Genomic DNA, 22,043 nt, shown 5'->3' on the forward strand with positions numbered 1-22,043 from the left:
TGTGATCAGTCGTAAGCCAAATGAAACATTCCATCGCCCATGTTCACCACTGGTGCGTTGTTGTGTCCAAGAATGAACCCATCTCTGGAGGCATACATTCTGGTTTCCTTCTGACCGAAGGGATCATTAAGAATCGCAATCAGTTCATCTTTGCGGACAAACTCCCCTGCTTTGCGCCGGTAGGTAAGCAGTCCGCCTTCAGGACTTCTTTCCCAGATGGTTTTCCGAAAAACCTTCACGTGTTCCAATGATTTTAATTCACCGTCGAGCATTCCTTTTTTGATCAATAAATTCCTCATGACCTGGATACCCTTTGTGACGATGTAATTTTCCAAACGCAGTGCTTCGCCCCCTTCAAATACCAGGATAGGCTTTTTCAGGTCTTTTGCAATCTTTCTGAGTGACTTGGAGACCACCGCTTTTTCTACCAGTAAAGGGAATTCACATTGTCGGGCAAGGTCATAAGATTCGGGTGATTTAGGAGAAAAGCGCAATTGAGGTTCATTCCAATGATCTCTTCCGCCTGTGTGAAAATCTATTCCGAAGTCGACCAGGCTTAGTATTTTTTTAGTGATCAATCTGGCAACTCTGGAGGCCAAAGATCCCGTCATACTTCCCGGAAAACTGCGGTTCACATCTTTACCATCAGGAACATCTCTGGAAAAATTTATAAAGCCGAAAATATTTAAAAGCGGTATACAGATCACCGAGCCGCATTTGAGATTGGTAAACATGCCATCCGTAATGGAACGACGCACTATCTCCAAACCATTGATTTCATCCCCGTGCATTCCTCCCATAAACAGCGCCACAGGTCCCGGATTTTTACTCCTGAAAACGTAGGCAAAAATAGAGATTCTGTTACCTGACGGCAACCTTCCTGCATTGATCCTGATCATGCCATAACTCCCTGGTCCGAACTCCTGTCCCTGTATGATCAACTTATCCATCATCCTTATTTTTTAACCTGCCGCTCGATGTATTCCACAATTTTTCCTGCAATGTCTTTTTGTGTGGTGGTCTCAATTCCTTCCAGACCGGGTGAAGCGTTCACCTCCAGTATCAGAGGCCCTCTTCCGGATCTTAAGATGTCTACACCAGCAATGGCCAATCCAAGCCTCTTGGTTGCCTCTATGGCCATGTCATGCTCTTCCATACTGAGCTTGGCAACCGTAGCCGTGGCTCCTCTGTGAATATTGGATCTGAATTCTCCGGGTACGGCCTGTCGCACCATGGCACCCACTACTTCACCATCCACCACAAAAACCCTTAGGTCGGACCCTTTGGCATCCTGAATGAATTCCTGAATTAAAATTTCCTGCCCCACCCTATGAAATCCTTCTACAATGGAGATTCCCTGATTTTTAGAATGTGCGAGTATCACGCCAAGTCCCTGGGTGCTTGACAAGAGTTTGATTACGGCCCGTTCCTTGGATACTCTGTCATAAACAGCTCCTGCCGAAAAATCCCCGGCCGAAACTCCAGTCTTTGGAACATCGATACCCACTGCACTTAGAATCTGCATGCAATGCAGTTTATCTCTTGCTTTCAGCAATGCCTCGGCAGTTACCGTGACAAATACGCCCATTGCCTCAAACTGGCGTATAATGGCGGCACCGTAAGCTGTTGCAGAAGCCCCTATTCTTGGAATCACTGCATCAAAATGCCCCAAATCATCAAGGCCAATCATGACTTTTGGCTTGTTTTTTTCAACAATGATGTTGCACATCAGGTGATCGTACACCTGAACCTCATGGCCCCTTTTTCTAATGGCCTCCATCAGACTTTGTGTGCTGTACAGGTTGATGTTGCGGGATAATATCAGAATCTTCATGAGAACCTTGGCTTTGAGATCAAAGATAGAAGAAAGTTTGAGCCTATGCTAAGGAGCTTGGTAACTTCTAAGTTGACCATTACATTGTTCCCGTAGTTTCAAACTGAGATATCATAGGATTGTAGCATTTTAAATGCGGCCTGTTATCTCAATTTTTAATGAACTTCGACCAAGATATGTTAATGTCTTGAATTTGAAATATTTTGTATTATATTTGGAATAAATGGAGAAAAGATTCGCATAAACTGCGTTTAATTAATGTCTTGCATGTAGTTTTTGAAAATCGATGTGTACTCTATTGCGATTTATATATTGTTTTGGTTTTACAAGATGGATTTAAATTTGGAGCAGATTCATCAGTTTGAACATTTCCGCTTGTCCTAATTAATACAATCCATAAAATACAATTATGAAAAAAATAATTATATTGGTAACCATCATCCTACAAAGTGTTTTTGCACATGCTCAGGTAAAGGATTTTGAAGGGAATATATATGACACAGTAGTAATCGGGAAACAAACCTGGCTAAAACAAAATATACGATCAAAATATTACAGCGATGGTGTGCCTATTCCGCAAGAGTATTATTTGCCAACCAACGGAATAGATAGTTTGGTAAAACGTTATGGATATTTATATCACTACAAAGCCTATAGCCGGGATGAAAAAGGAAAAAAAATTCATGGCGCTTGTCCTCAGGGATATTTTATTGCTACACCTGCAGAACTTCATGATATGATGATTTATCTGAATGCCGACACCTCAGATATTTATTGGGGTCATTACAGTTATGTCAGTAAGAAACTTGCAGACACCAGTTGGCAATATGCGACCAATTCCACAGGCTTAAGTCTGCTTCCAACCGGTTTGTATTCGGATAAGTATAAAGATTTTTTCAATTTTGGTTCATTCACTTATATTCCATTGATAAATGAAATCGGTATAAAAACTGCAACGATAGGTGTTCAAATTCAGACAAACTCAGTATTGATTGAGAGGCAATTTTACAGCGATCAGTTTATTCCTTGCAGGTGTCTAAAAGGAGATGTGATCAATGAAAATATAGACTTAGGAAGAGAAACAGAAAATGACCCACTTTACCCCAATCCCGGAACAAACAATATTTATGTCCCGGAGGGAAAATACGAACCATTCATTATCTTCAATTCCGAAGGCATCAACATCCACAAGGGAATGTTAGAAAATGGTAGTTTTAATGTGGCCCATTTAAGCACGGGAAGTTATGTGATCAAAATTCAATTCAAAGGGAAGGAGGTGGTGTATAAATTTATAAAGATCTAGTGCTGTATTGTTTTAATGGTGCAATCCAAGGTATCAACAATAGTCAACTCAGATATATTTAATACATCGAATCTCAAGTTCGTTGCACCCCATCACTTTCATTGTAGATTTTGAGTTTGAAAAAATCAAGCCTGGATATACTTTTCTATAAACGCAAATAATTCCTTTATTAAATTGGTTTAAGATAGTATTGAAATAGTTTAACAATTAAATTAGATATGTTAATGTTTTGAAATTTAATCTATTTTGTACTATACTTGGAGAAAATAAAGATATGAATACCAATAAATCTTCCAACGTTATACAAAAGAATTTTAGAGTTAGTCGCTTTTATTCAATTTTTAAGTGTCAAACTGCGGTTGTTCTACTTATTCTCAATTTCGTATTTCAAGTTAATGGACAGGTGAAAGTTTTTTCTGGTGGAAACACCACTGTAGGAACCCTATCACAAATCGACACCAAATTTAAACTGCAAGTAGATGGAGGAAATGTTTCTGGATACGAGCCCTGTGGGTTGTATGTGAAATCTTTAGGACATCAGGCTGATTATTCATATGCTCAAGTAAACGATGTGAATAGAGCCAATTCCAAGGCATTTGAGGTGATGTTAAGCGGTGTTTCAAAATATTATATTAAGGGTGATGGGAGTACAGTTTATTTATCCGATTCTATATTAAAAACTGATATCCAACCCTTGGGTAATTCATTGGCAAGGGTGCTTTCTTTTAATACTTATACGTACAAATTTAAGGATGAATTGGCTACCAGTGACAGAACACGGATCGGATTTTTGGCACAACAACTGGAACGGGTTGTTCCTGAAATCGTGAGTACGGATAATCAGAATCTTAAGGGAATAGATTATGTATCGATTATTCCTTTACTTGTTAAATCCATTCAGGAGTTAAATCAGAGAATTGAAGTATTAGAAAAGCAATTGCAAACTTGTTGCCCTACAAATCTTAAAAAATAGCAGCCATGAATCGTGAAGTAAATCAAGTCGGGAGGTGGATTGTCTATGCAATTTTATTAGTGATTATAAATATCCATCAAATCAATGCACAGATACCTGTTAATGACATGACCTGGGATTCGATATTTTATGATGCTTTTAACTCATTAGATACATCCAGATGGAATCGAAATTATCCATGGGGTAAGGCAAACAATGGATTAGAATTGTGTATTGATTCCAACCTGATCTTTCAAAGTGGATGGTTGAAGATAAAAACAGATACACTCGTTCCTAACACTGATTATGGCGGCAAATCATACAAATATCAAGGTGGAATTTTGAGATCAAAGGCTTCTTATAAATACGGATATTTTGAAACTTCGTCCAAAATGCCCGTGGGGAGAGGTTTGTGGCCGGCATTTTGGCTCCTTAAAATAAATGGCTGTACATGGTATAATGAGATAGATATTAATGAACCTGGAGGTCCTCAATCAGAAACAGGATCAAAGACTACATTGAATTACTTGTGGAAATGGGCTCATGTGGATTCCTGTAGATCATCTCCCAATCAAGCAATTGAAGTAAATGTAGGCAACACTGCTCAAGAACATAAATATGGGGTTCTGTGGCAACCCGGAAAGATGACTTGGTTTCTAGACGACTCTGTAGTGTATGCTGAATCCAATATAGACAGCACTCCAAGTAATGCTATGGAAATTTACCTCAATTTTGCTATTGATCCTTGGAATCCACCAAATGGAGGAAGTGTTTTTCCAAAATATTACGAAACCAATTGGATAAAAATTCATCAACTCAAGAGAGCATGTGATGTAGACACTGCACCTTGTCCGTATAATCATGCCACCTATGACCGTAAAATAAAAAAGAGCATTTCCCTCGGAGGTGCAGGATGTAGTTCTTCATTAAGTACACAAGATCAGATAAGTCTTTGGGCAACTGATTATATCTTACTTAGTGATTCCGTTACTTTAAATCAATCCGGGAGCGGATTCATCAGTTTGAACATTTCCGCTTGTCCCAATTAATACAATCCATAAAATACAATTATGAAAAAAATAATTATATTGTTAACCATCATCCTACAAAGTTTTTTTGCATATGCTCAGGTAAAGGATTTTGAAGGGAATATATATGACACAGTAGTAATCGGGAAGCAAACCTGGCTAAAACAAAATCTACGATCAAAATATTACAGCGATGGTGTGCCTATTCCGCAAGAGTATTATTTGCCAACCAACGGAATAGATAGTTTGGTAAAACGTTATGGATATTTATATCACTACAAAGCCTATAGCCGGGATGAAAGAGGAAAAAAAATTCATGGCGCTTGTCCTCAGGGATATTTTATTGCAACACCCGCAGAACTTCACGACTTAATGATCTTTTTAGATGCAGATACCTCTGATATATATTGGGGTCAATACAATGATGTCAGTAGAAAACTTGCAGACACAAGTTGGCCATACGCAACCAATTCCACCGGCTTGAGTCTCTTGCCAACCGGTTTGTATTCAGGCAAGAATAATGGTTTTTTTAACTTTGGTTCATTCACTTATATTCCATTGATTAATGAAACCGGTATAAAAACTGCAACAATTGACGTTCAAATTTTTACAAACTCAGTATTAATTGAAAGGCAGTTTTACGACACTCAGTTTATTCCGTGCAGGTGTATAAAGGGAGATGTGATCAATGAAAATATAGACTTAGAAGGAGAAACAGAAAATGACCCACTTTACCCCAATCCCGGGACAAATAATATTTATGTGCCGGAGGGAAAATCCGAACTATTCTTTATCTTCAATTCCGAAGGCATCAACATCCACAAGGGAATGTTAGAAAATGGTAGTTTTAATGTCGGCCATTTAATCACAGGGAACTATGTTATTAAAATTCAATTCAAAGGGAAGGAGGTGGTGTATAAATTTATTAAAATCTAGTGCTGTTTTTTATTAATGGTGCGACCCAAGGTATTAACAATAGTCAACTCAGATATATTTAATTCATCGAATCTCAAGTTATGGATTGTAGCATTATGTATCCATTGTTCGTCGCAGTTACAAACTGCGATGCCGTAGGATTGCAGCATTTTTAATGCGGCCTGTTATCTCAATTTTTAATGAACTTCGACCAAGATATGTTAATGTCTTGAATTTGAAATATTTTGTATTATATTTGGAATAAATGGAGAAAAGATTCGCATAAACTGCGTTTAATTAATGTCTTGCATGTAGTTTTTGAATGTCGATGTGTACTCTATTGCGATTTATATATTGTTTTGGTTTTACAAGATGGATTTAAATTTGGAGCGGATTCATCAGTTTGAACATTTCCGCTTGTCCTAATTAATACAATCCATAAAATACAATTATGAAAAAAATAATTATATTGGTAACCATCATCCTACAAAGTGTTTTTGCATATGCTCAGGTAACAGACTTTGAAGGGAATATATATGACACAGTAGTAATCGGGAAGCAAACCTGGCTAAAACAAAATCTACGATCAAAATATTACAGCGATGGTGTACCCATTCCGCAAGAGTATTATTTGCCCACCAAAGGAATAGATAGTCTGGTAAAACGTTATGGATATTTATATCATTACAAAGCATACAGTCGTGATGAAAGAGGAAAAAAAATTCATGGCGCTTGTCCTCAGGGATATTTTATTGCAACTCCCGCAGAACTTCACGAATTGATGGTTTATTTAGATGCCGATACTACAGATATTTACTGGGGTCATTATCAATATGTGAGTAAGAAACTTGCAGACATCAGTTGGCAATATGCAACCAATTCTTCCGGCTTAAGTCTTCTTCCAACAGGTTTATATTCAGATAAGTATAAAGATTTTTTCAATTTTGGTTCATTCACTTATATTCCGCTGATAAATGAAACCGGTATAAAAACTGCAACGATAGATGTTCAAATTTCTTCAAACTCAGTATTAATTGAGAAGCAATTTTACAGCGATCAGTTTATTCCGTGCAGGTGTCTAAAAGGAGATGTGATCAATGAAAATAAAGACATCGGAAGAGAAACAGAAAATGACCCACTTTACCCCAATCCCGGGACAAACAATATTTATGTCCCGGAGGGAAAATCCGAACCATTCTTTATCTTCAATTCCGGGGGACTCAGTATCCACAAGGGAATGTTAGAAAATGGTAGTTTTAATGTCGGCCATTTAATCACAGGGAACTATGTTATTAAAATTCAATTCAAAGGGAAGGAGGTGGTATATAAATTTATAAAGATCTAGTGCTGTATTGTTTTAATGGTGCGATTTAAGGTATCAACAATAGTCAACTCAGATATATTTAATTCATCGAATCTCAAGTTCGTTGTACACCATCACTTTCATTGTAGATATTGAGTTTGAAAAAATCAAGCCTGGATATACTTTTCTATAAACGCAAATAATTCCTTTATTAAATTGGTTTAAGATAGTATTGAAATAGTTTAACAATTAAATTAGATATGTTAATGTTTTGAAATTTAATCTATTTTGTACTATACTTGGAGAAAATAAAGATATGAATACCAATAAATCTTCCAACGTTATACAAAAGAATTTTAGAGTTAGTCGCTTTTATTCAATTTTTAAGTGTCAAACTGCGGTTGTTCTACTTATTCTCAATTTCGTATTTCAAGTTAATGGACAGGTGAAAGTTTTTTCTGGTGGAAACACCACTGTAGGAACCCTATCACAAATCGACACCAAATTTAAACTGCAAGTAGATGGAGGAAATGTTTCTGGATACGAGCCCTGTGGGTTGTATGTGAAATCTTTAGGACATCAGGCTGATTATTCATATGCTCAAGTAAACGATGTGAATAGAGCCAATTCCAAGGCATTTGAGGTGATGTTAAGCGGTGTTTCAAAATATTATATTAAGGGTGATGGGAGTACAGTTTATTTATCCGATTCTATATTAAAAACTGATATCCAACCCTTGGGTAACTCATTGACAAGGGTGCTTTCTTTTAATACTTATACGTACAAATTTAAGGATGAATTGGCTACCAGTGACAGAACACGAATCGGGTTTTTGGCACAACAACTGGAACGGGTTGTGCCTGAAATTGTGAGTACGGATAATCAAAATCTAAAAGGAATAGATTATGTATCGATTATTCCTTTACTTGTTAAATCCATTCAGGAATTAAATCAGAGAATAGAAGTATTAGAAAAGCAATTACAAACTTGTTGCCCTACAAATCTTAAAAAATAGCCGCCATGAATCGTGAAGTAAATCAAGTCGGGAAGTGGATTGTCTATGCAATTTTATTAGTGATTATAAATATCCATCAAATCAAGGCGCAGATACCTGTTAATGATATGACCTGGGATTCGATATTTTATGATGCTTTTAACTCATTAGATACATCCAGATGGAATAGAGAATATTCATGGGGACGAGCAAACAATGGATTAGAGTTGTGCATTGATTCCAACCTGATATTTCAAAGTGGATGGCTGAAGATAAGAACCGATACACTTGTGCCTAACACAAATTATTCCGGCAAATCATACAGATATCAAGGAGGAATACTAAGATCAAAGGCTTCATATAAGTATGGATATTTTGAAACTTCTTCCAAAATGCCCATGGGAAGAGGTTTGTGGCCGGCGTTCTGGCTACTTAAAATAAATGGCTGTACATGGTATAATGAGATAGATATTAATGAACCTGGAGGTCCTCAATCAGAAACAGGATCAAAGACTACATTGAATTACTTGTGGAAATGGGCTCATGTGGATTCCTGTAGATCATCTCCCAATCAAGCAATTGAAGTAAATGTAGGCAACACTGCTCAAGAACATAAATATGGGGTTCTGTGGCAACCCGGAAAGATGATTTGGTTTCTGGACGACTCTGTAGTGTACGCTGAATCCAATATAGACAGCACTCCGAGTAATGCTATGGAAATTTACCTCAATTTTGCTATTGATCCTTGGAATCCACCAAATGGAGGAAGTGTTTTTCCAAAATATTACGAAACCAATTGGATAAAAGTTCATCAACTCAAGAGAGCATGTGATGTAGACACTGCACCTTGTCCGTATAATCATGCCACCTATGACCGTAAAATAAAAAAGAGCATTTCCCTCGGAGGTGCAGGATGTAGTTCTTCATTAAGTACACAAGATCAGATAAGTCTTTGGGCAACTGATTATATCTTACTTAGTGATTCCGTTACTTTAAATCAATCCGGTACCGGATTCATCAGTTTGAACATTTCCGCTTGTCCTAATTAATACAATCCATAAAATAGAATTATGAAAAAAATAATTATATTGGTAACCATCATCCTACAAAGTGTTTTTGCATATGCTCAGGTAACAGACTTTGAAGGGAATATATATGACACAGTAGTAATCGGGAAGCAAACCTGGCTAAAACAAAATCTACGATCAAAATATTACAGCGATGGTGTGCCTATTCCACAAGAGTATTATTTGCCCACCAACGGAATAGATAGTTTGGTAAAACGTTATGGATATTTATATCATTACAAAGCATACAGTCGTGATGAAAGAGGAAAAAAAATTCATGGCGCTTGTCCTCATGGATATTTTATTGCAACACCCGCAGAACTTCACGACTTAATGATCTTTTTAGATGCAGATACCTCTGATATATATTGGGGTAAATATAGTTATGTCAGTAAGAAACTTGCGGATACCAGTTGGCCATACGCGACCAATTCTTCCGGATTGAGTCTCCTGCCGACTGGTTTGTATTCAGGAATGTATAAAGATTTTTTCAATTTTGGTTCATTCACTTATATTCCATTGATAAATGAAACCGGTATAAAAACTGCAACGATAGATGTTCAAATCCAAACAAACTCAGTATTAATTGAGAAGCAATTTTACAGCGATCAGTTTATTCCGTGCAGGTGTATAAAAGGAGATGTGATCAATGAAAATATAGACTTAGGAAGAGAAACAGAAAATGACCCACTTTACCCCAATCCCGGGACAAACAATATTTATGTGCCGGAGGGAAAATCCGAACCATTCTTTATCTTCAATTCCGAAGGCATCAACATCCACAAGGGAATGTTAGAAAATGGTAGTTTTAATGTCGGCCTTTTAATCACAGGGAACTATGTTATTAAAATTCAATTCAAAGGGAAGGAGGTGGTGTATAAATTTATTAAAATCTAGTGCTGTTTTTTATTAATGGTGCGACCCAAGGTATTAACAATAGTCAACTCAGATATATTTAATTCATCGAATCTCAAGTTATGGATTGTAGCATTATGTATCCATTGTTCGTCGCAGTTACAAACTGCGATGCCGTAGGATTGCAGCATTTTTAATGCGGCCTGTTATCTCAATTTTTAATGAACTTCGACCAAGATATGTTAATGTCTTGAATTTGAAATATTTTGTATTATATTTGGAATAAATGGAGAAAAGATTCGCATAAACTGCGTTTAATTAATGTCTTGCATGTAGTTTTTGAATGTCGATGTGTACTCTATTGCGATTTATATATTGTTTTGGTTTTACAAGATGGATTTAAATTTGGAGCGGATTCATCAGTTTGAACATTTCCGCTTGTCCTAATTAATACAATCCATAAAATACAATTATGAAAAAAATAATTATATTGGTAACCATCATCCTACAAAGTGTTTTTGCATATGCTCAGGTAGCAGACTTTGAAGGGAATATATATGACACAGTAGTAATCGGGAAGCAAACCTGGCTAAAACAAAATCTACGATCAAAATATTACAGCGATGGTGTACCTATTCCACAAGAGTATTATTTGCCCACCAACGGAATGGATAGTTTGGTAAAACGTTATGGATATTTATATCATTACAAAGCATACAGTCGTGATGAAAGAGGAAAAAAAATTCATGGCGCTTGTCCTCATGGATATTTTATAGCGACCCCCACAGAACTTCACGAATTGATGATTTATTTGGATGCCGACACTACAGATATTTACTGGGGTCATTATCAAAATGTGAGTAAGAAACTAGCTGATACCAGTTGGCCATTTGCAACGAATTCTTCCGGATTGAGTCTTTTGCCAACCGGTTTGTATTCAGGCAAGAATAATGGGTTTTTTAATTTTGGTTCATTTACCTACATTCCATTGGGCAATGAAACTGGTTTAAAAACAGCTACAATACTTGTTATGATGCAATCAAACTCAGTATTAATTGAGAAGCAATTTTACAGCGATCAGTTTATTCCGTGCAGGTGTATAAAAGGAGATGTGATCAATGAAAATATAGACTTAGGAAGAGAAACAGAAAATTACCCACTTTACCCCAATCCCGGGACAAACAATATTTATGTGCCGGAGGGAAAATCCGAACCATTCTTTATCTTCAATTCCGGGGGACTCAGTATCCACAAGGGAATGTTAGAAAATGGTAGTTTTAATGTGGCCCATTTAAGCACGGGAAGTTATGTGATCAAAATTCAATTCAAAGGGAAGGAGGTAGTTTATAAATTTATAAAGATTTAGTGCTGTATTTTTATAATTGGTGTTAGACAAGATATTAACGAAAGACCATTCAAATATTTTATCATTGGATCGTAGCATTTTAAATGCGGCTTGATATTTCAATTGTAGATGAACGAAAAAGTACATTTGCTTAATCCGTCATCATAATTACTTTAAAAGTTGCAAACTTTATGGCGTATTGTTCCTCGGGTGCAAACCGCGGAAATCACATCGCATAAAATCTATAGATGAATTATTTAAAATTCAACCTAAAAAATCATTATCCAGATACCATAAATAACAATCCTTCAGTGTCTCTGCCAATGGCCTGGCATGAAAATTAATTTCCTGAACCGCTTTTGATTTTGAAATTTGAATGGGCGGATGAAGCAAGGTATCTATGGATTCCCGGGTATAAAGTGGAGCTGTTCCTGACAAAGCTGCATACCCCCTGATAAATGGTAAACCAATACGCGCCACTTGTTTTGAGAAAACCGGATAGTATTTTTTTCGGTCACTGATTTCAGCACACATCTCCGCAATTTCTTCCACACTGGCCCAGGCACCTGAAAAAATATACCTGCGAGCATTCAGCGTTTGTTCCCGATTGGAAGATAACTGAATAATTGTTGAAATTCCCTGCACCACATCCCGTACATCCACCCAATCAAATCCACCTCTTATCAATGCAGGTAGTTTGCCGGTGAATAATTTTCTTAAGAACACACCACTGAGAGAATTAAAATAATCGTGTGGACCAATGACCGCTGTAGGATGTATGACATAAGCATCCAATCCTTCCAATAACCCTCTTCTAGCCTCTTCATCTCCACGGACCTTGGAATAATCATATGCCATGCCATGAGGCGTAGCTGACGGACTGAGTTCTTTTACTACTGGACCTGATGCTGCCAAATCAAATGCATGAATGGAACTTAAATGTATCAACTTTCTCACGTCCTTCTTCAGGCAAGAGTTTACAATATTTGCCACCCCGATAGTATTGGTCTTATGAACCAACCCATGGGGATCTCCATCAATGGAGATCAACGCAGCGGTGTGCACCACAACCTCCGTATCTTTGCAAATTCTATTGCAAAAATCAGGCACCAAGATATCACCCACGATTTGTTCGACAGGAAGTCCTTCCAAAACAAATGATTTCTCAGTGGTCCTAAACGCAGCTCGTACTTGATGGCCTTGTGTGCAAAGTAGTCTGACCAGATTATTCCCTATGTGTCCTGTCGCGCCTGTAACCGTAATGTGCATGTGTTTGTATATGAAATTACAATGTTAGCAATAAAATAGGAAAGTTTGAAATCTATTGTTCGTCGCAGTTTTAAACTGCGATGCTGTAGGATGGTAGCATTTTCAATGCGGCCTGTTATCCCAATTGTTCATGAATGAAAAACCACCAATACTAATCCTTCAAAAAACGTGCATCAATAGTTAAACACTTTATAGCAAATTATTTCGAAGTTGCAAACCACGGAAATCAATATTCAATTAGAGTAAAATCATTACTACAAAAATTCCATCACAGCAAGAAAGGAATAACCGCTTTTCTGTCGGATGGGTAATTCTCAAATTCTTTTTTGTACCAGCGATGATGACTCCAGGCGCGGGGAAAAAGATTGGCAACTGTCCAAATGGCAAATGCACATGCGGGAAGATTCCAACACATCACAGCAAAACCAATCCACTCCACCATTTCTCCAAAATGATTCGGACAGGAAATGTATTCAAAGAATCCACCTCTCGGAATCTGATATCCTTGTGATGAATTGCTGCGAAGTCTGATCAGATAATTATCTGCCCATACATTCACCAATACACCGATGCAGAATAGAATAAACCCTACTATAAACCTCGGATCGGAGAACCAACTGTCCGAATAATTTTCCAGATACCCCAGATAGTAACCATTGGTACCTGCATTGATGACATTAAAAAATACCGCTGAAAAAACGATGCTGAGCGGAATTAACTTTCCACCGGTTTTCGTCCTGAATGGAAAAATAAAGGAACGGTGAATGTAATGCAAGGACCACAAAATATAAGCAAACCAGGCAAACTTTGAGGGTTCTCCTGGAGATGATAAAAAAAATATACTCAATACAACAAAAGAAACGGATTCCATCGTCAACCACCCCCAGCGATTGGACATGCCACTGCCCCATCCTGATTTGTAATGCCTTCCGTATGGAGCCGTGACCCTAAACTGAATAGGAAAGATCAATATTGCCAAACCGATCCAGGCATATAGAAAATAATTGAAATATATTTGTTGTTCCACATTTAAAATTTATGTATTCATTATACTTCAACATTCCAGAATAAACGCTTAAAGATATTGGATATCCTGTAATTTTATCCATCTTTAACCAATCGTCTTATGTAAACAAAAAATATGTTTGAATACATACAAAGAATGATGCTGATGTTTGCATTCATGCAGCCCCTTATTGCTTACACACAAGATCATTATCTTAAAGGAAAAGTGCTTGCTTTACCCGTAAAGGGCATTTCAGCCGTTGCGTTGAGTGTTGGTTTCGAAAAAAATTATCATGGCAGACATTCTGCTTCTGCTATGATGCACTTTAGTCAGTTTGGTTCAAATGACTATGATGGCTCTGTTCATGCAAACTTTAAAATTTGTCCGGAATACAGATATTATTTCAAGCACAATACTCAGCCTGCATCTAAAAAATATTTCATGGGGATTTTTACAGAGTTCACAAGATGTGTTCAAAAATATGGCGGCGAACAAGGCGGTCCTGAAATAAAACTTCATACCAGGGAGCTGTCTTTTGATCCGGGTTTGATTATTGGAAAAAATTTCAAGCTTTCCTCCAGATGGCATCTGGAGATGTATGCCGGTCCCAAGTGTCGTTTTGTTGCATCCAGAACAAAAACAATAAATGCAGGAAATTATTTATACCATGATGAACATTCAATTAAGCCTGGCATCAAAACCGGTTTCAATTTTGCCTTTCGAATTTGAACTTGTATCAATCAACTATTCCCTACAACCAAAATAAAAAATTCTACAATTTCAAAAAAAATAAATTACAAATTATGCCCAACAATACTTCTCAACACATACTTGGCTCGGCCACTAATCTAATCGGATTTTGTCTGATCATCATAACCTCTGTTCATTTAAATAATAATGGGCGTGGATATTTATTTGATGAGTTCACTTGTGTTATTACGCTGATGTTGACCTTTTCTGCCGTATTTTCATTTCTGTCCATTAAAACTCAAAATGCCGCATTGGAAAATCGCCTTGAAAATATTGCCAACAACATTTTTATTTGTTCACTGATAGGGATATTTCTAATTGCAGTCATCATCACATTTAACTTTTTTGTTACCAACTAAATCCAATCACTCCTAACAAGATGTTTGCATTTATTTAAACTTGCTCCTGCGCGGTCAAGCTGAAGACTCGGGTCTGAGCATTCCCATATTTTTGTGAAAAAGAATCATCGCTTCCCTGGATTTTTGTAATCTTGTACCCTACAAAACGAAACATGTCTCAACAAAACTCAAAAGCCGAACTGGGATGGGTCATATTTGACTGGGCCAATTCTTCTTATTCTCTGGTCATCTCAACAGCTATTTTTCCAACTTTCTTCATTGCCATGACCGATGCCAAAATTCCGTTTATGGGATTTAGTTTGAGTAATTCTGCAGTTTATTCTTTTGCCGTGGCGTTTGCCTACCTGGTCGTCAGTTTCCTTTCTCCTGTCCTTTCAGGAATAGCAGATTATGGCGGCCACCGAAAATTGTTCATGCGGATATTTACCACGTTAGGCAGTTTATGTTGCATGTTGCTGTTTTTCTTTGATGGGATGGAGCATTTGTGGATCGGATTGATCGCATTCATGGGCGCTGCTACTTGTCATGCCGGATCACTGGTATTCTATGATTCCTACTTGTCTGAATTGGTTCCTCCAAAAAGATCAGATAAACTCAGTGCCAGAGGTTATGCATTTGGTTATGTAGGAAGTGTAATACTTTTAATCACCAATATTCTGATGATTCAAAAACCGGATTGGTTTGGCTTTACGGAGGAGATGGTCAAAAATCATGTACCCGTAAGAATGGCATTCTTTACTGTAGGCGCCTGGTGGCTTGGTTTCAGTCAGTTGTCTTTTGCGTGGTTACCTAAAGATAAAACAGTGGCCAGCAAGAAATTTCTACTTTCTGAAGGACTCCATGAATTGCAGAAAGCATGGAAGCAAATTCAAACACAAGATTCCGTATTTTATTACCTGGCCGCTTTTTTTTGTTACAGTGCAGGTGTTCAGACGGTAGTTTATCTGGCCTCTCCTTTTGCACAGAAAGAACTTGGTTTTGAATCTTCAGAACTCATCATTGTCATCTTGCTTTTACAAATTGTTGCCATAGGCGGAGCTTATATATTTGCTCATGTATCCAAGCTCACCAACAATTTGGTGAGTATGAAATGGATGCTACTTATTTGGGTCGTCATTTGCATTGCCTGCTATTTTATCCACACCAAAATTCACTTTTATTTTATAGCAGGAATGGTCGGAATGGTCATTGGTGGAATTCAGGCAATCTCCAGATCCACCTACTCAAAATTACTTCCACACGATCATCGGGACATTACTTGTTTTTTTAGCTTTTACGATGTGGTCTATTACATCTCCATTGTAAGTGGGACCTTGTTGTTTGGGCTAATAGAACAAATTTTCGGAAGTATGCGCTACAGTGTACTGAGCCTGATTATGTTTTTTGTCTTAGGGTTTATTCTGATCAGTAAAGTAAAGAAGGAACATCTGGCAACAGAGTAAGGAAGTGCATTCAAAATTGATTGTTTAGTTTTTTTTTAAAACTCTATCATGATTAAATGCCACAGAAATTAAAGTCGGATGCATTATTTTAATTCATAACAACCGAGATCCGGAAATTGCAGATCCCTCACCAAGTTTTTCAAATCTGTAGGATGCATTCCCAGCGGAATTGCCTTTTTGTCAGCGAAAGAAAGGCTATCCAAACTGAAATCATCTGTTGATATATTTTTAAAGAGACTGTCCAGATCATTTTTATAATAGCAATTCATCCCATACTTGGTCTTAAAATCCGGAAAGTAATCCTTCCTGATCAGTTCGTTGACCCTTAGCAAACAATGATCAAGCGATACCTCAAAACCAATATTTTCATCTGCATCCTTTCTCATCCAGAATTCATCACCCGCTGTACCGGTTATGAGACAATTGGTGAAACCAGCTTTTAGGGGATGCTTATTGAACACGCTGCAGAACGGAGCATTGGTGCAATAGTTGTTACTCAGCTGAACTGCAGATTCAGTATTGCCAAGATTTGCAAAAGTGCTGTACACCACATCATAAATTCCTCCATTCTGAATTAAAAGTGATTGCTGACCTTGATTGTGAAACAAAGAATTGTAGAGTCTCAATTGTGCAGCGTAACAGGAAATGCCCTGATAAGAGTTGAAGGAAAATTTACACTTATCTACCAGGCACTCTGCAAGAGAATCAAGGTAAAGTCCAACCAAATTATTTCTAATTTCAGCAAAACGGATTTCGTTGCCTGTAGAATATTTGTCGATGAATAAACCCGACCACTGTCCGGGAATATTTTGATAAAAGGATTCCAACCTGACTCCTCTGAAAATGACGGGTTCTTCCAAGGTACCTTTAACTAAAATGCGTGCGTTGCTTCCTATGATGAGTCTTCCATCATTATAGAAGAATCTATTTCCTTCGGCATCTTTAGCCGCGGTTATCCCGCCAAAAAAATGAAGATTCGTGCCTGCTTCAATTTCCAATGTTCCATTATCCACTACCACGATTCCATAAAAAATATAAGGCTTGGGGTCATCGAGCCTGAGCGTCCCTCCCTGCAGGTCCAATAAACTTACCTGAGCCTTATTTGATTTGTCCGGAAAATAATTGGCGTTTTGTCCCCTGGCTTCTAGTAGTACGCGCTGACTCACCGAATTGGTCAGAAATACAATGGAATCCTGAATGATAAATGGGCTTACCTCAAGAGGATCTACCGGGTTTATGGTTACTTCACAGAAAATATAGAGACTGTCTTTAGGCCTTATCTCAATGTTTTTAAATTCAGTTCCCGGTTGTCCATCCAGATTCATCCTGAAATGAGATTGCTGACCTCCTGCGAGCTTGATGGAAGTAATTCTCAAAAACTCCTCATGGGGATTGTAAATTTTAATGAAAAGAGTTGCAGAGCCCAAAGTGGTAAAAACGGTATCAAATGAAATGGTATCAGAGGAAAAGGCCGGCAATTTGGCAGGGTCAGATGTAAACTGTTCTTGCTGACAGGAATTGTTCAGGAGAATCATCAGTAGGGCAAGTCCCGTGAGGTGTCCAAAAAAGCTATTTTTTTTCATCAGTTGACTTAGAGAAGCTAAACGAAGATATTCTTAAAAAATATACTATTTTTGCCAAAATTTATCTCATGTCAGAAAGAAAAGATTCTAAACGAAACGACTGGCTAATTTTCCTGGTTTCATTGTGTGTGATGTGTGGGTTGCTGTGGGCTGCACCGGCTTGGTTTTGGGTACCCCTGCCATTTGTACTGACTTATCTTACCAAGGCATTGAATGCCCTTTAAGCTGTTTGAAAACAGATTGGTCAGTTTGTAATGATCATAGATGTCATTACGCCTGCGCTCAATGAGGAGCAGGCCATTGCCAGCGTCATCAAAGATGTTCCTTCCAATTTAGTAAGATACTTTATAGTCTGCGACAACGGCAGTAAAGACCGCACCGTCGAAATTGCCCGCTCCCTGGGTGCTGTAGTCGTTTCGGAACCTGAAAGAGGTTATGGAGCCGCCTGCCTGAAAGGCATTGAATTCCTCAACAACCTACCCTTAGAAGAACAACCTGACATTGTCGTGTTTATAGATGCCGATTATTCAGATTATCCCGAAGAAATACCGGAATTAATCCGACCTATCCTTGAAAACAAGGCAGATCTTGTTATTGGTTCAAGGGTGTTGGGCGATGCGGAGCGAGGTTCCCTGAACTTTGTCCAGCGGTTTGGAAATGCCTTGGCTACCTTGTTGATCAGGTGCATCTATGGATACCAGTTTACAGATCTTGGACCATTTAGGGCCATAAAATTTAAAACCCTGCAAGAATTGGGGATGAAGGACCGGAATTATGGCTGGACGGTGGAGATGCAAATCCGGGTTGCAAAACTAAAAATACGCGCTACAGAAGTACCTGTAAACTACAAAAACCGAATTGGGAAATCAAAGGTATCCGGCACCGTCAAGGGAAGTATTTTAGCCGGTTACAAGATAATTTACACCATTTTTAAATTACTATAATTAACATTTATTAAATCTTGTGAATGATATGCTAATCTCCCGGTTGCAAGGAATTTGATTGGCACATTATGGGTATTTTTGTCAGTATGAACCAACTACATGTCTTTTTAATAATTCTATACACGGCTTGCTTGTTGTATATGACATTTTTCTGTCTTCTTCAATTAAGCCTTTTGAAGGCATACAGAAAGCAAAAGAAAAATAAAGTTAATGTACCCTCCCTCAGCGCGGAGGATGAACACCCGATGGTGACCATCCAACTCCCCATCTTTAATGAGTTGTATGTGGTGGATCGTTTGTTGGATAACATCACCAAGCTGGATTACCCAAAAGATAAAATGCACATTCAGGTTCTGGATGATTCCACAGATGAAACCGTGGGACATGCTCAATCTAAAGTTGCCTACTATAAAAGTCAGGGATTTGACATTGAACACCTTCACAGGACCAATCGCCAAGGTTATAAAGCAGGTGCCTTAAAAGAAGGAATGAAATCAGCGAAGGGTGAGTTTGTTGCCATTTTTGACGCTGACTTTTTACCCAATCCTGATTTCCTAAAAAGAGCACTGCCCCATTTCAGTCATGAGCGCATTGCAGTGGTGCAGAGCAGATGGGCACACCTGAATGAAGATTATTCTCTATTGACCAGATTACAGGCCTTCCAGCTCAATGTACACTTCACGGTAGAACAGGCAGGCAGATGTGAAGCAGATCACTTCCTACAGTTCAATGGCACTGCAGGTATATGGCGCAAAGCCGCCATAGAAGATGCAGGAGGCTGGCATTCCGATACACTCACTGAAGATCTTGACCTGAGCTACAGAGCGCAGATCAAAGGATGGAAAATAAAATTTGTAGAAGACATTACATGCCCCGCAGAATTACCGGTTGAAATTTATGGATATAAATCACAGCAATTTCGCTGGATGAAAGGTGGTGCAGAAAATTCAAAGAAACTTTTGCCGACTATCTTAAAAGCAGATTTACCGTTAAAGACAAAATTTTATGCTGCTATGCATTTATTGGGCAGCAGTATCTTTCTGGTTATATTTTGGGTTGCATTGATCAGTGTTCCGGTACTCTATGCGATGGATGATATGGGTATGAAGGCTACCTTCCTTGGTTTTTGCTTGCTTGGCACCATTTCAATGATGTCCATTTTTTATGAAGCCAATGTGGTTACCTGTTGGAACGACCAACCCCTGGGTAAAAGGTTGTTGAATTTTGTCATCCTATTTCCTGTTTTTATGGCGGTGTCTATGGGACTTAGTTTCCACAACAGCATAGCAGTCATTCAGGGTTTCCGAGGAAAGAAATCAAGCTTCGTGCGTACACCGAAATTCAGCATCATAAAAAGCAGCGAATCTTTTAGTAAAAATCAATACATCATTCAAAAAATTGATTGGAAGACTTGGGCGGAGGCCATCATCTTTGCCTACTTTGCCTTTGCGATAGGGCTTGGTTTGATGATTGAATATTACTCTTTTATTATGTTTCACGTGATGTTGATGGTAGGTTTTGGAATAAACTTTTTCTATTCCATGCGTCATTTGAGTACCAAGTAAAAATTCTGCAAAATGCCAAAACCTGCAGAGGAGGATAACCTGCTCAAAGTTAGGCTTGGCTATCTGTTGCTGGTTGTTTATTTTACCTCACAGATTTCATTGTTATTTATATCGAGGCAGCAGAATTTCATTTCTATTTTGTTGCCATATGTTTTTGCATTTGGAAGTTATGTGCTCCTTATCAGAAAGGAACTAAACATCAGCAGTGTTTATTTTCTTTTAAAAATAGGAATCGTCTTACGTCTTCTGGCTGTATTTGCTTTCCCCCATCTTTCAGATGATGTATACAGATATTGGTGGGACGGAACCCTCTTATCGAATGGAATAAATCCGTTTAGTTTTACTCCTGCAGAAATTCTGAACAGTACGATTAGCCCTGATCTAAGACAGTCCCTTGCCCAAGTATTCCCAAATCTTAACTCACCTGAATACCGCACAGTATATCCGGGATTCAGTCAACTGCTATTTTATCTCGGAGTTTTAATCAGTGGAAAAAATTTGTATCTGTTCAGCATTGCACTGAAGCTTTTCTTTCTAATCGGGGATATTCTTTTATTGTATGTTGTTCACAATCTTACCCGAAAATTAAACTTACCACTTAGCCTTTCAGTAATCTATTTCCTAAACCCCTTGGTCATTACGGAGCTTTCAGGCAATCTTCATTTTGAGCTCTGGCTCATTTTGTTTTTTGGTTGGTCTGTGTTGTACTTTTTAGAAAACAAATATTTGAAAAGTGGGATTTTTTTGGGTCTTTCAATCATTTCCAAAATTACCACTGCATTCTTTACGCCATTACTCTTATCTACCAAATCATTAAAGCAAACTGTTTATTTTATCCTCGCATGTATGTTATTATTTATTGGAACTCAGGTACTATTTATAAATGACCTGCAGCATCTCCAGGGTTATTTTCTTTATATACGGCAATTTGAGTTCAACTCAATGATTTATGGACCACTCGAACAATATTTTATTCATCACAATCTTTGGGTCCTAAAATCAAAAACCGGTATGATTACCGGGGGAATATTTTTAAGTATTTATACATGGATGATCGGATATCACTTTTATAAAGTATTTAAAAAAAGCTCACTGGTTCGTGAAGTCGGTAGTCAGCCATTTCATTTGATAAATTTAAATTCCTCATTTAATTTTCAACTGGCATGGTGGATATTTTTTTCGTATTTATTGTTGAGTTCTACTGTTCATCCATGGTATCTGGCAACACTTCTATTTATCGGGGTATTTAGTTATCCTTTCATATCAATAGTCTGGACAGGTTTAATTATGACCAGCTACATCCACTACGATGTCAGATATGAAGCTTACTTCAATGTGGTTAAGATATTGGAATATTCAGTTCTGCTATTGTCATTAGCCTTCACTTTATTTAATCAGCAAAAACGTATTAGTCGGTAAAATTTACAAATACAACTTGTTGGTAGTGTATTTGATAAAGAAGTGCGGATCAAGAGACCACTGGACTGTGTAATAACACTGAATTTTTAAATTGATCATTCAAGTGATCT

Annotated in this window: 21 protein-coding genes; 16 read left to right on the forward strand and 5 right to left on the reverse strand. The window is 37.8% G+C overall.

Translation table 11 applies throughout. From position 1 onward, the window contains the following. Positions 1 to 5: 5 nt before the first annotated feature. Positions 6 to 899: a succinylglutamate desuccinylase/aspartoacylase family protein gene (locus IPJ53_12745; GenBank protein MBK7799968.1), complete on the reverse strand. Its 894-nt coding sequence runs from the start codon at positions 897 to 899 to the stop codon at positions 6 to 8. 56 nt (positions 900 to 955) lie between these two features. Beyond that, on the reverse strand, positions 956 to 1,834 hold the full coding sequence (locus tag IPJ53_12750; protein MBK7799969.1) for a RimK family alpha-L-glutamate ligase: 879 nt from the start codon (positions 1,832 to 1,834) through the stop codon (positions 956 to 958). Positions 1,835 to 2,243: 409 nt separating this feature from the next. On the opposite strand from IPJ53_12750, the gene IPJ53_12755 reads away from it, so the two are divergent. From IPJ53_12755 to IPJ53_12795, 9 genes are all read left to right on the forward strand, one after another. After that, a complete protein-coding gene (locus tag IPJ53_12755) occupies positions 2,244 to 3,137 on the forward strand; it encodes a T9SS type A sorting domain-containing protein (GenBank protein MBK7799970.1) in 894 nt (297 codons plus the stop codon). 274 nt (positions 3,138 to 3,411) lie between these two features. Continuing rightward, complete coding sequence (locus IPJ53_12760) at positions 3,412 to 4,110, forward strand: tail fiber domain-containing protein (GenBank protein ID MBK7799971.1); 699 nt, start codon at positions 3,412 to 3,414, stop codon at positions 4,108 to 4,110. Between the two features lie 5 nt (positions 4,111 to 4,115). Then, positions 4,116 to 5,138 carry a glycoside hydrolase family 16 protein gene (locus IPJ53_12765; protein ID MBK7799972.1) on the forward strand — a complete coding sequence of 341 codons (1,023 nt, stop codon included), beginning with the start codon at positions 4,116 to 4,118 and terminating at the stop codon, positions 5,136 to 5,138. Between the two features lie 21 nt (positions 5,139 to 5,159). Next, the gene (locus IPJ53_12770; protein MBK7799973.1) at positions 5,160 to 6,053 is read left to right on the forward strand and encodes a T9SS type A sorting domain-containing protein; all 894 of its coding nucleotides are present in this window, start codon (positions 5,160 to 5,162) and stop codon (positions 6,051 to 6,053) included. Between the two features lie 430 nt (positions 6,054 to 6,483). After that, a complete protein-coding gene (locus tag IPJ53_12775) occupies positions 6,484 to 7,377 on the forward strand; it encodes a T9SS type A sorting domain-containing protein (GenBank protein ID MBK7799974.1) in 894 nt (297 codons plus the stop codon). A gap of 274 nt (positions 7,378 to 7,651) precedes the next feature. Continuing rightward, positions 7,652 to 8,350, forward strand: a complete 699-nt coding sequence (locus IPJ53_12780; GenBank protein ID MBK7799975.1) for a tail fiber domain-containing protein — start codon at positions 7,652 to 7,654, stop codon at positions 8,348 to 8,350. A 5-nt stretch (positions 8,351 to 8,355) separates the two neighbouring features. Then, complete coding sequence (locus IPJ53_12785; protein MBK7799976.1) at positions 8,356 to 9,378, forward strand: glycoside hydrolase family 16 protein; 1,023 nt, start codon at positions 8,356 to 8,358, stop codon at positions 9,376 to 9,378. A gap of 21 nt (positions 9,379 to 9,399) precedes the next feature. Further along, the gene (locus IPJ53_12790) at positions 9,400 to 10,293 is read left to right on the forward strand and encodes a T9SS type A sorting domain-containing protein (GenBank protein ID MBK7799977.1); all 894 of its coding nucleotides are present in this window, start codon (positions 9,400 to 9,402) and stop codon (positions 10,291 to 10,293) included. Positions 10,294 to 10,723: 430 nt separating this feature from the next. Further along, entirely contained in the window at positions 10,724 to 11,617 is an 894-nt protein-coding gene (locus IPJ53_12795; protein MBK7799978.1) for a T9SS type A sorting domain-containing protein, read from the forward strand. 243 nt (positions 11,618 to 11,860) lie between these two features. On the opposite strand, the gene IPJ53_12800 is transcribed toward IPJ53_12795, so the two are convergent. After that, complete coding sequence (locus IPJ53_12800) at positions 11,861 to 12,865, reverse strand: NAD-dependent epimerase/dehydratase family protein (GenBank protein ID MBK7799979.1); 1,005 nt, start codon at positions 12,863 to 12,865, stop codon at positions 11,861 to 11,863. A 268-nt stretch (positions 12,866 to 13,133) separates the two neighbouring features. Then, positions 13,134 to 13,892 (reverse strand): DUF1295 domain-containing protein, encoded by a 759-nt coding sequence (locus tag IPJ53_12805; GenBank protein MBK7799980.1) that lies wholly within the window; start codon positions 13,890 to 13,892, stop codon positions 13,134 to 13,136. Positions 13,893 to 14,006: 114 nt separating this feature from the next. On the opposite strand from IPJ53_12805, the gene IPJ53_12810 reads away from it, so the two are divergent. The 3 genes from IPJ53_12810 (at position 14,007) to IPJ53_12820 (ending at position 16,422) form a co-directional block, all read left to right on the forward strand. After that, positions 14,007 to 14,600, forward strand: coding sequence for a DUF3575 domain-containing protein (locus IPJ53_12810; protein ID MBK7799981.1), 594 nt, complete (start codon positions 14,007 to 14,009; stop codon positions 14,598 to 14,600). Between the two features lie 74 nt (positions 14,601 to 14,674). Then, the gene (locus IPJ53_12815; GenBank protein MBK7799982.1) at positions 14,675 to 14,980 is read left to right on the forward strand and encodes a hypothetical protein; all 306 of its coding nucleotides are present in this window, start codon (positions 14,675 to 14,677) and stop codon (positions 14,978 to 14,980) included. Positions 14,981 to 15,132: 152 nt separating this feature from the next. Next, positions 15,133 to 16,422: an MFS transporter gene (locus IPJ53_12820; GenBank protein ID MBK7799983.1), complete on the forward strand. Its 1,290-nt coding sequence runs from the start codon at positions 15,133 to 15,135 to the stop codon at positions 16,420 to 16,422. Between the two features lie 83 nt (positions 16,423 to 16,505). Here IPJ53_12820 and IPJ53_12825 read toward each other — a convergent pair whose 3' ends face one another. After that, a complete protein-coding gene (locus tag IPJ53_12825) occupies positions 16,506 to 18,005 on the reverse strand; it encodes a hypothetical protein (GenBank protein MBK7799984.1) in 1,500 nt (499 codons plus the stop codon). A 68-nt stretch (positions 18,006 to 18,073) separates the two neighbouring features. Between IPJ53_12825 and IPJ53_12830 the strand changes: the two genes are divergently transcribed. The 4 genes from IPJ53_12830 (at position 18,074) to IPJ53_12845 (ending at position 21,933) form a co-directional block, all read left to right on the forward strand. Continuing rightward, complete coding sequence (locus IPJ53_12830; protein ID MBK7799985.1) at positions 18,074 to 18,229, forward strand: hypothetical protein; 156 nt, start codon at positions 18,074 to 18,076, stop codon at positions 18,227 to 18,229. A 30-nt stretch (positions 18,230 to 18,259) separates the two neighbouring features. Then, positions 18,260 to 18,949, forward strand: a complete 690-nt coding sequence (locus tag IPJ53_12835; protein MBK7799986.1) for a glycosyltransferase family 2 protein — start codon at positions 18,260 to 18,262, stop codon at positions 18,947 to 18,949. Between the two features lie 86 nt (positions 18,950 to 19,035). Further along, positions 19,036 to 20,514, forward strand: coding sequence for a glycosyltransferase (locus tag IPJ53_12840; protein MBK7799987.1), 1,479 nt, complete (start codon positions 19,036 to 19,038; stop codon positions 20,512 to 20,514). A 12-nt stretch (positions 20,515 to 20,526) separates the two neighbouring features. Beyond that, entirely contained in the window at positions 20,527 to 21,933 is a 1,407-nt protein-coding gene (locus IPJ53_12845; protein ID MBK7799988.1) for a hypothetical protein, read from the forward strand. Positions 21,934 to 22,043 lie beyond the last annotated feature (110 nt).

This window comes from Candidatus Vicinibacter affinis, assembly GCA_016714365.1.
GTDB lineage: Bacteria > Bacteroidota > Bacteroidia > Chitinophagales > Saprospiraceae > Vicinibacter > Vicinibacter affinis.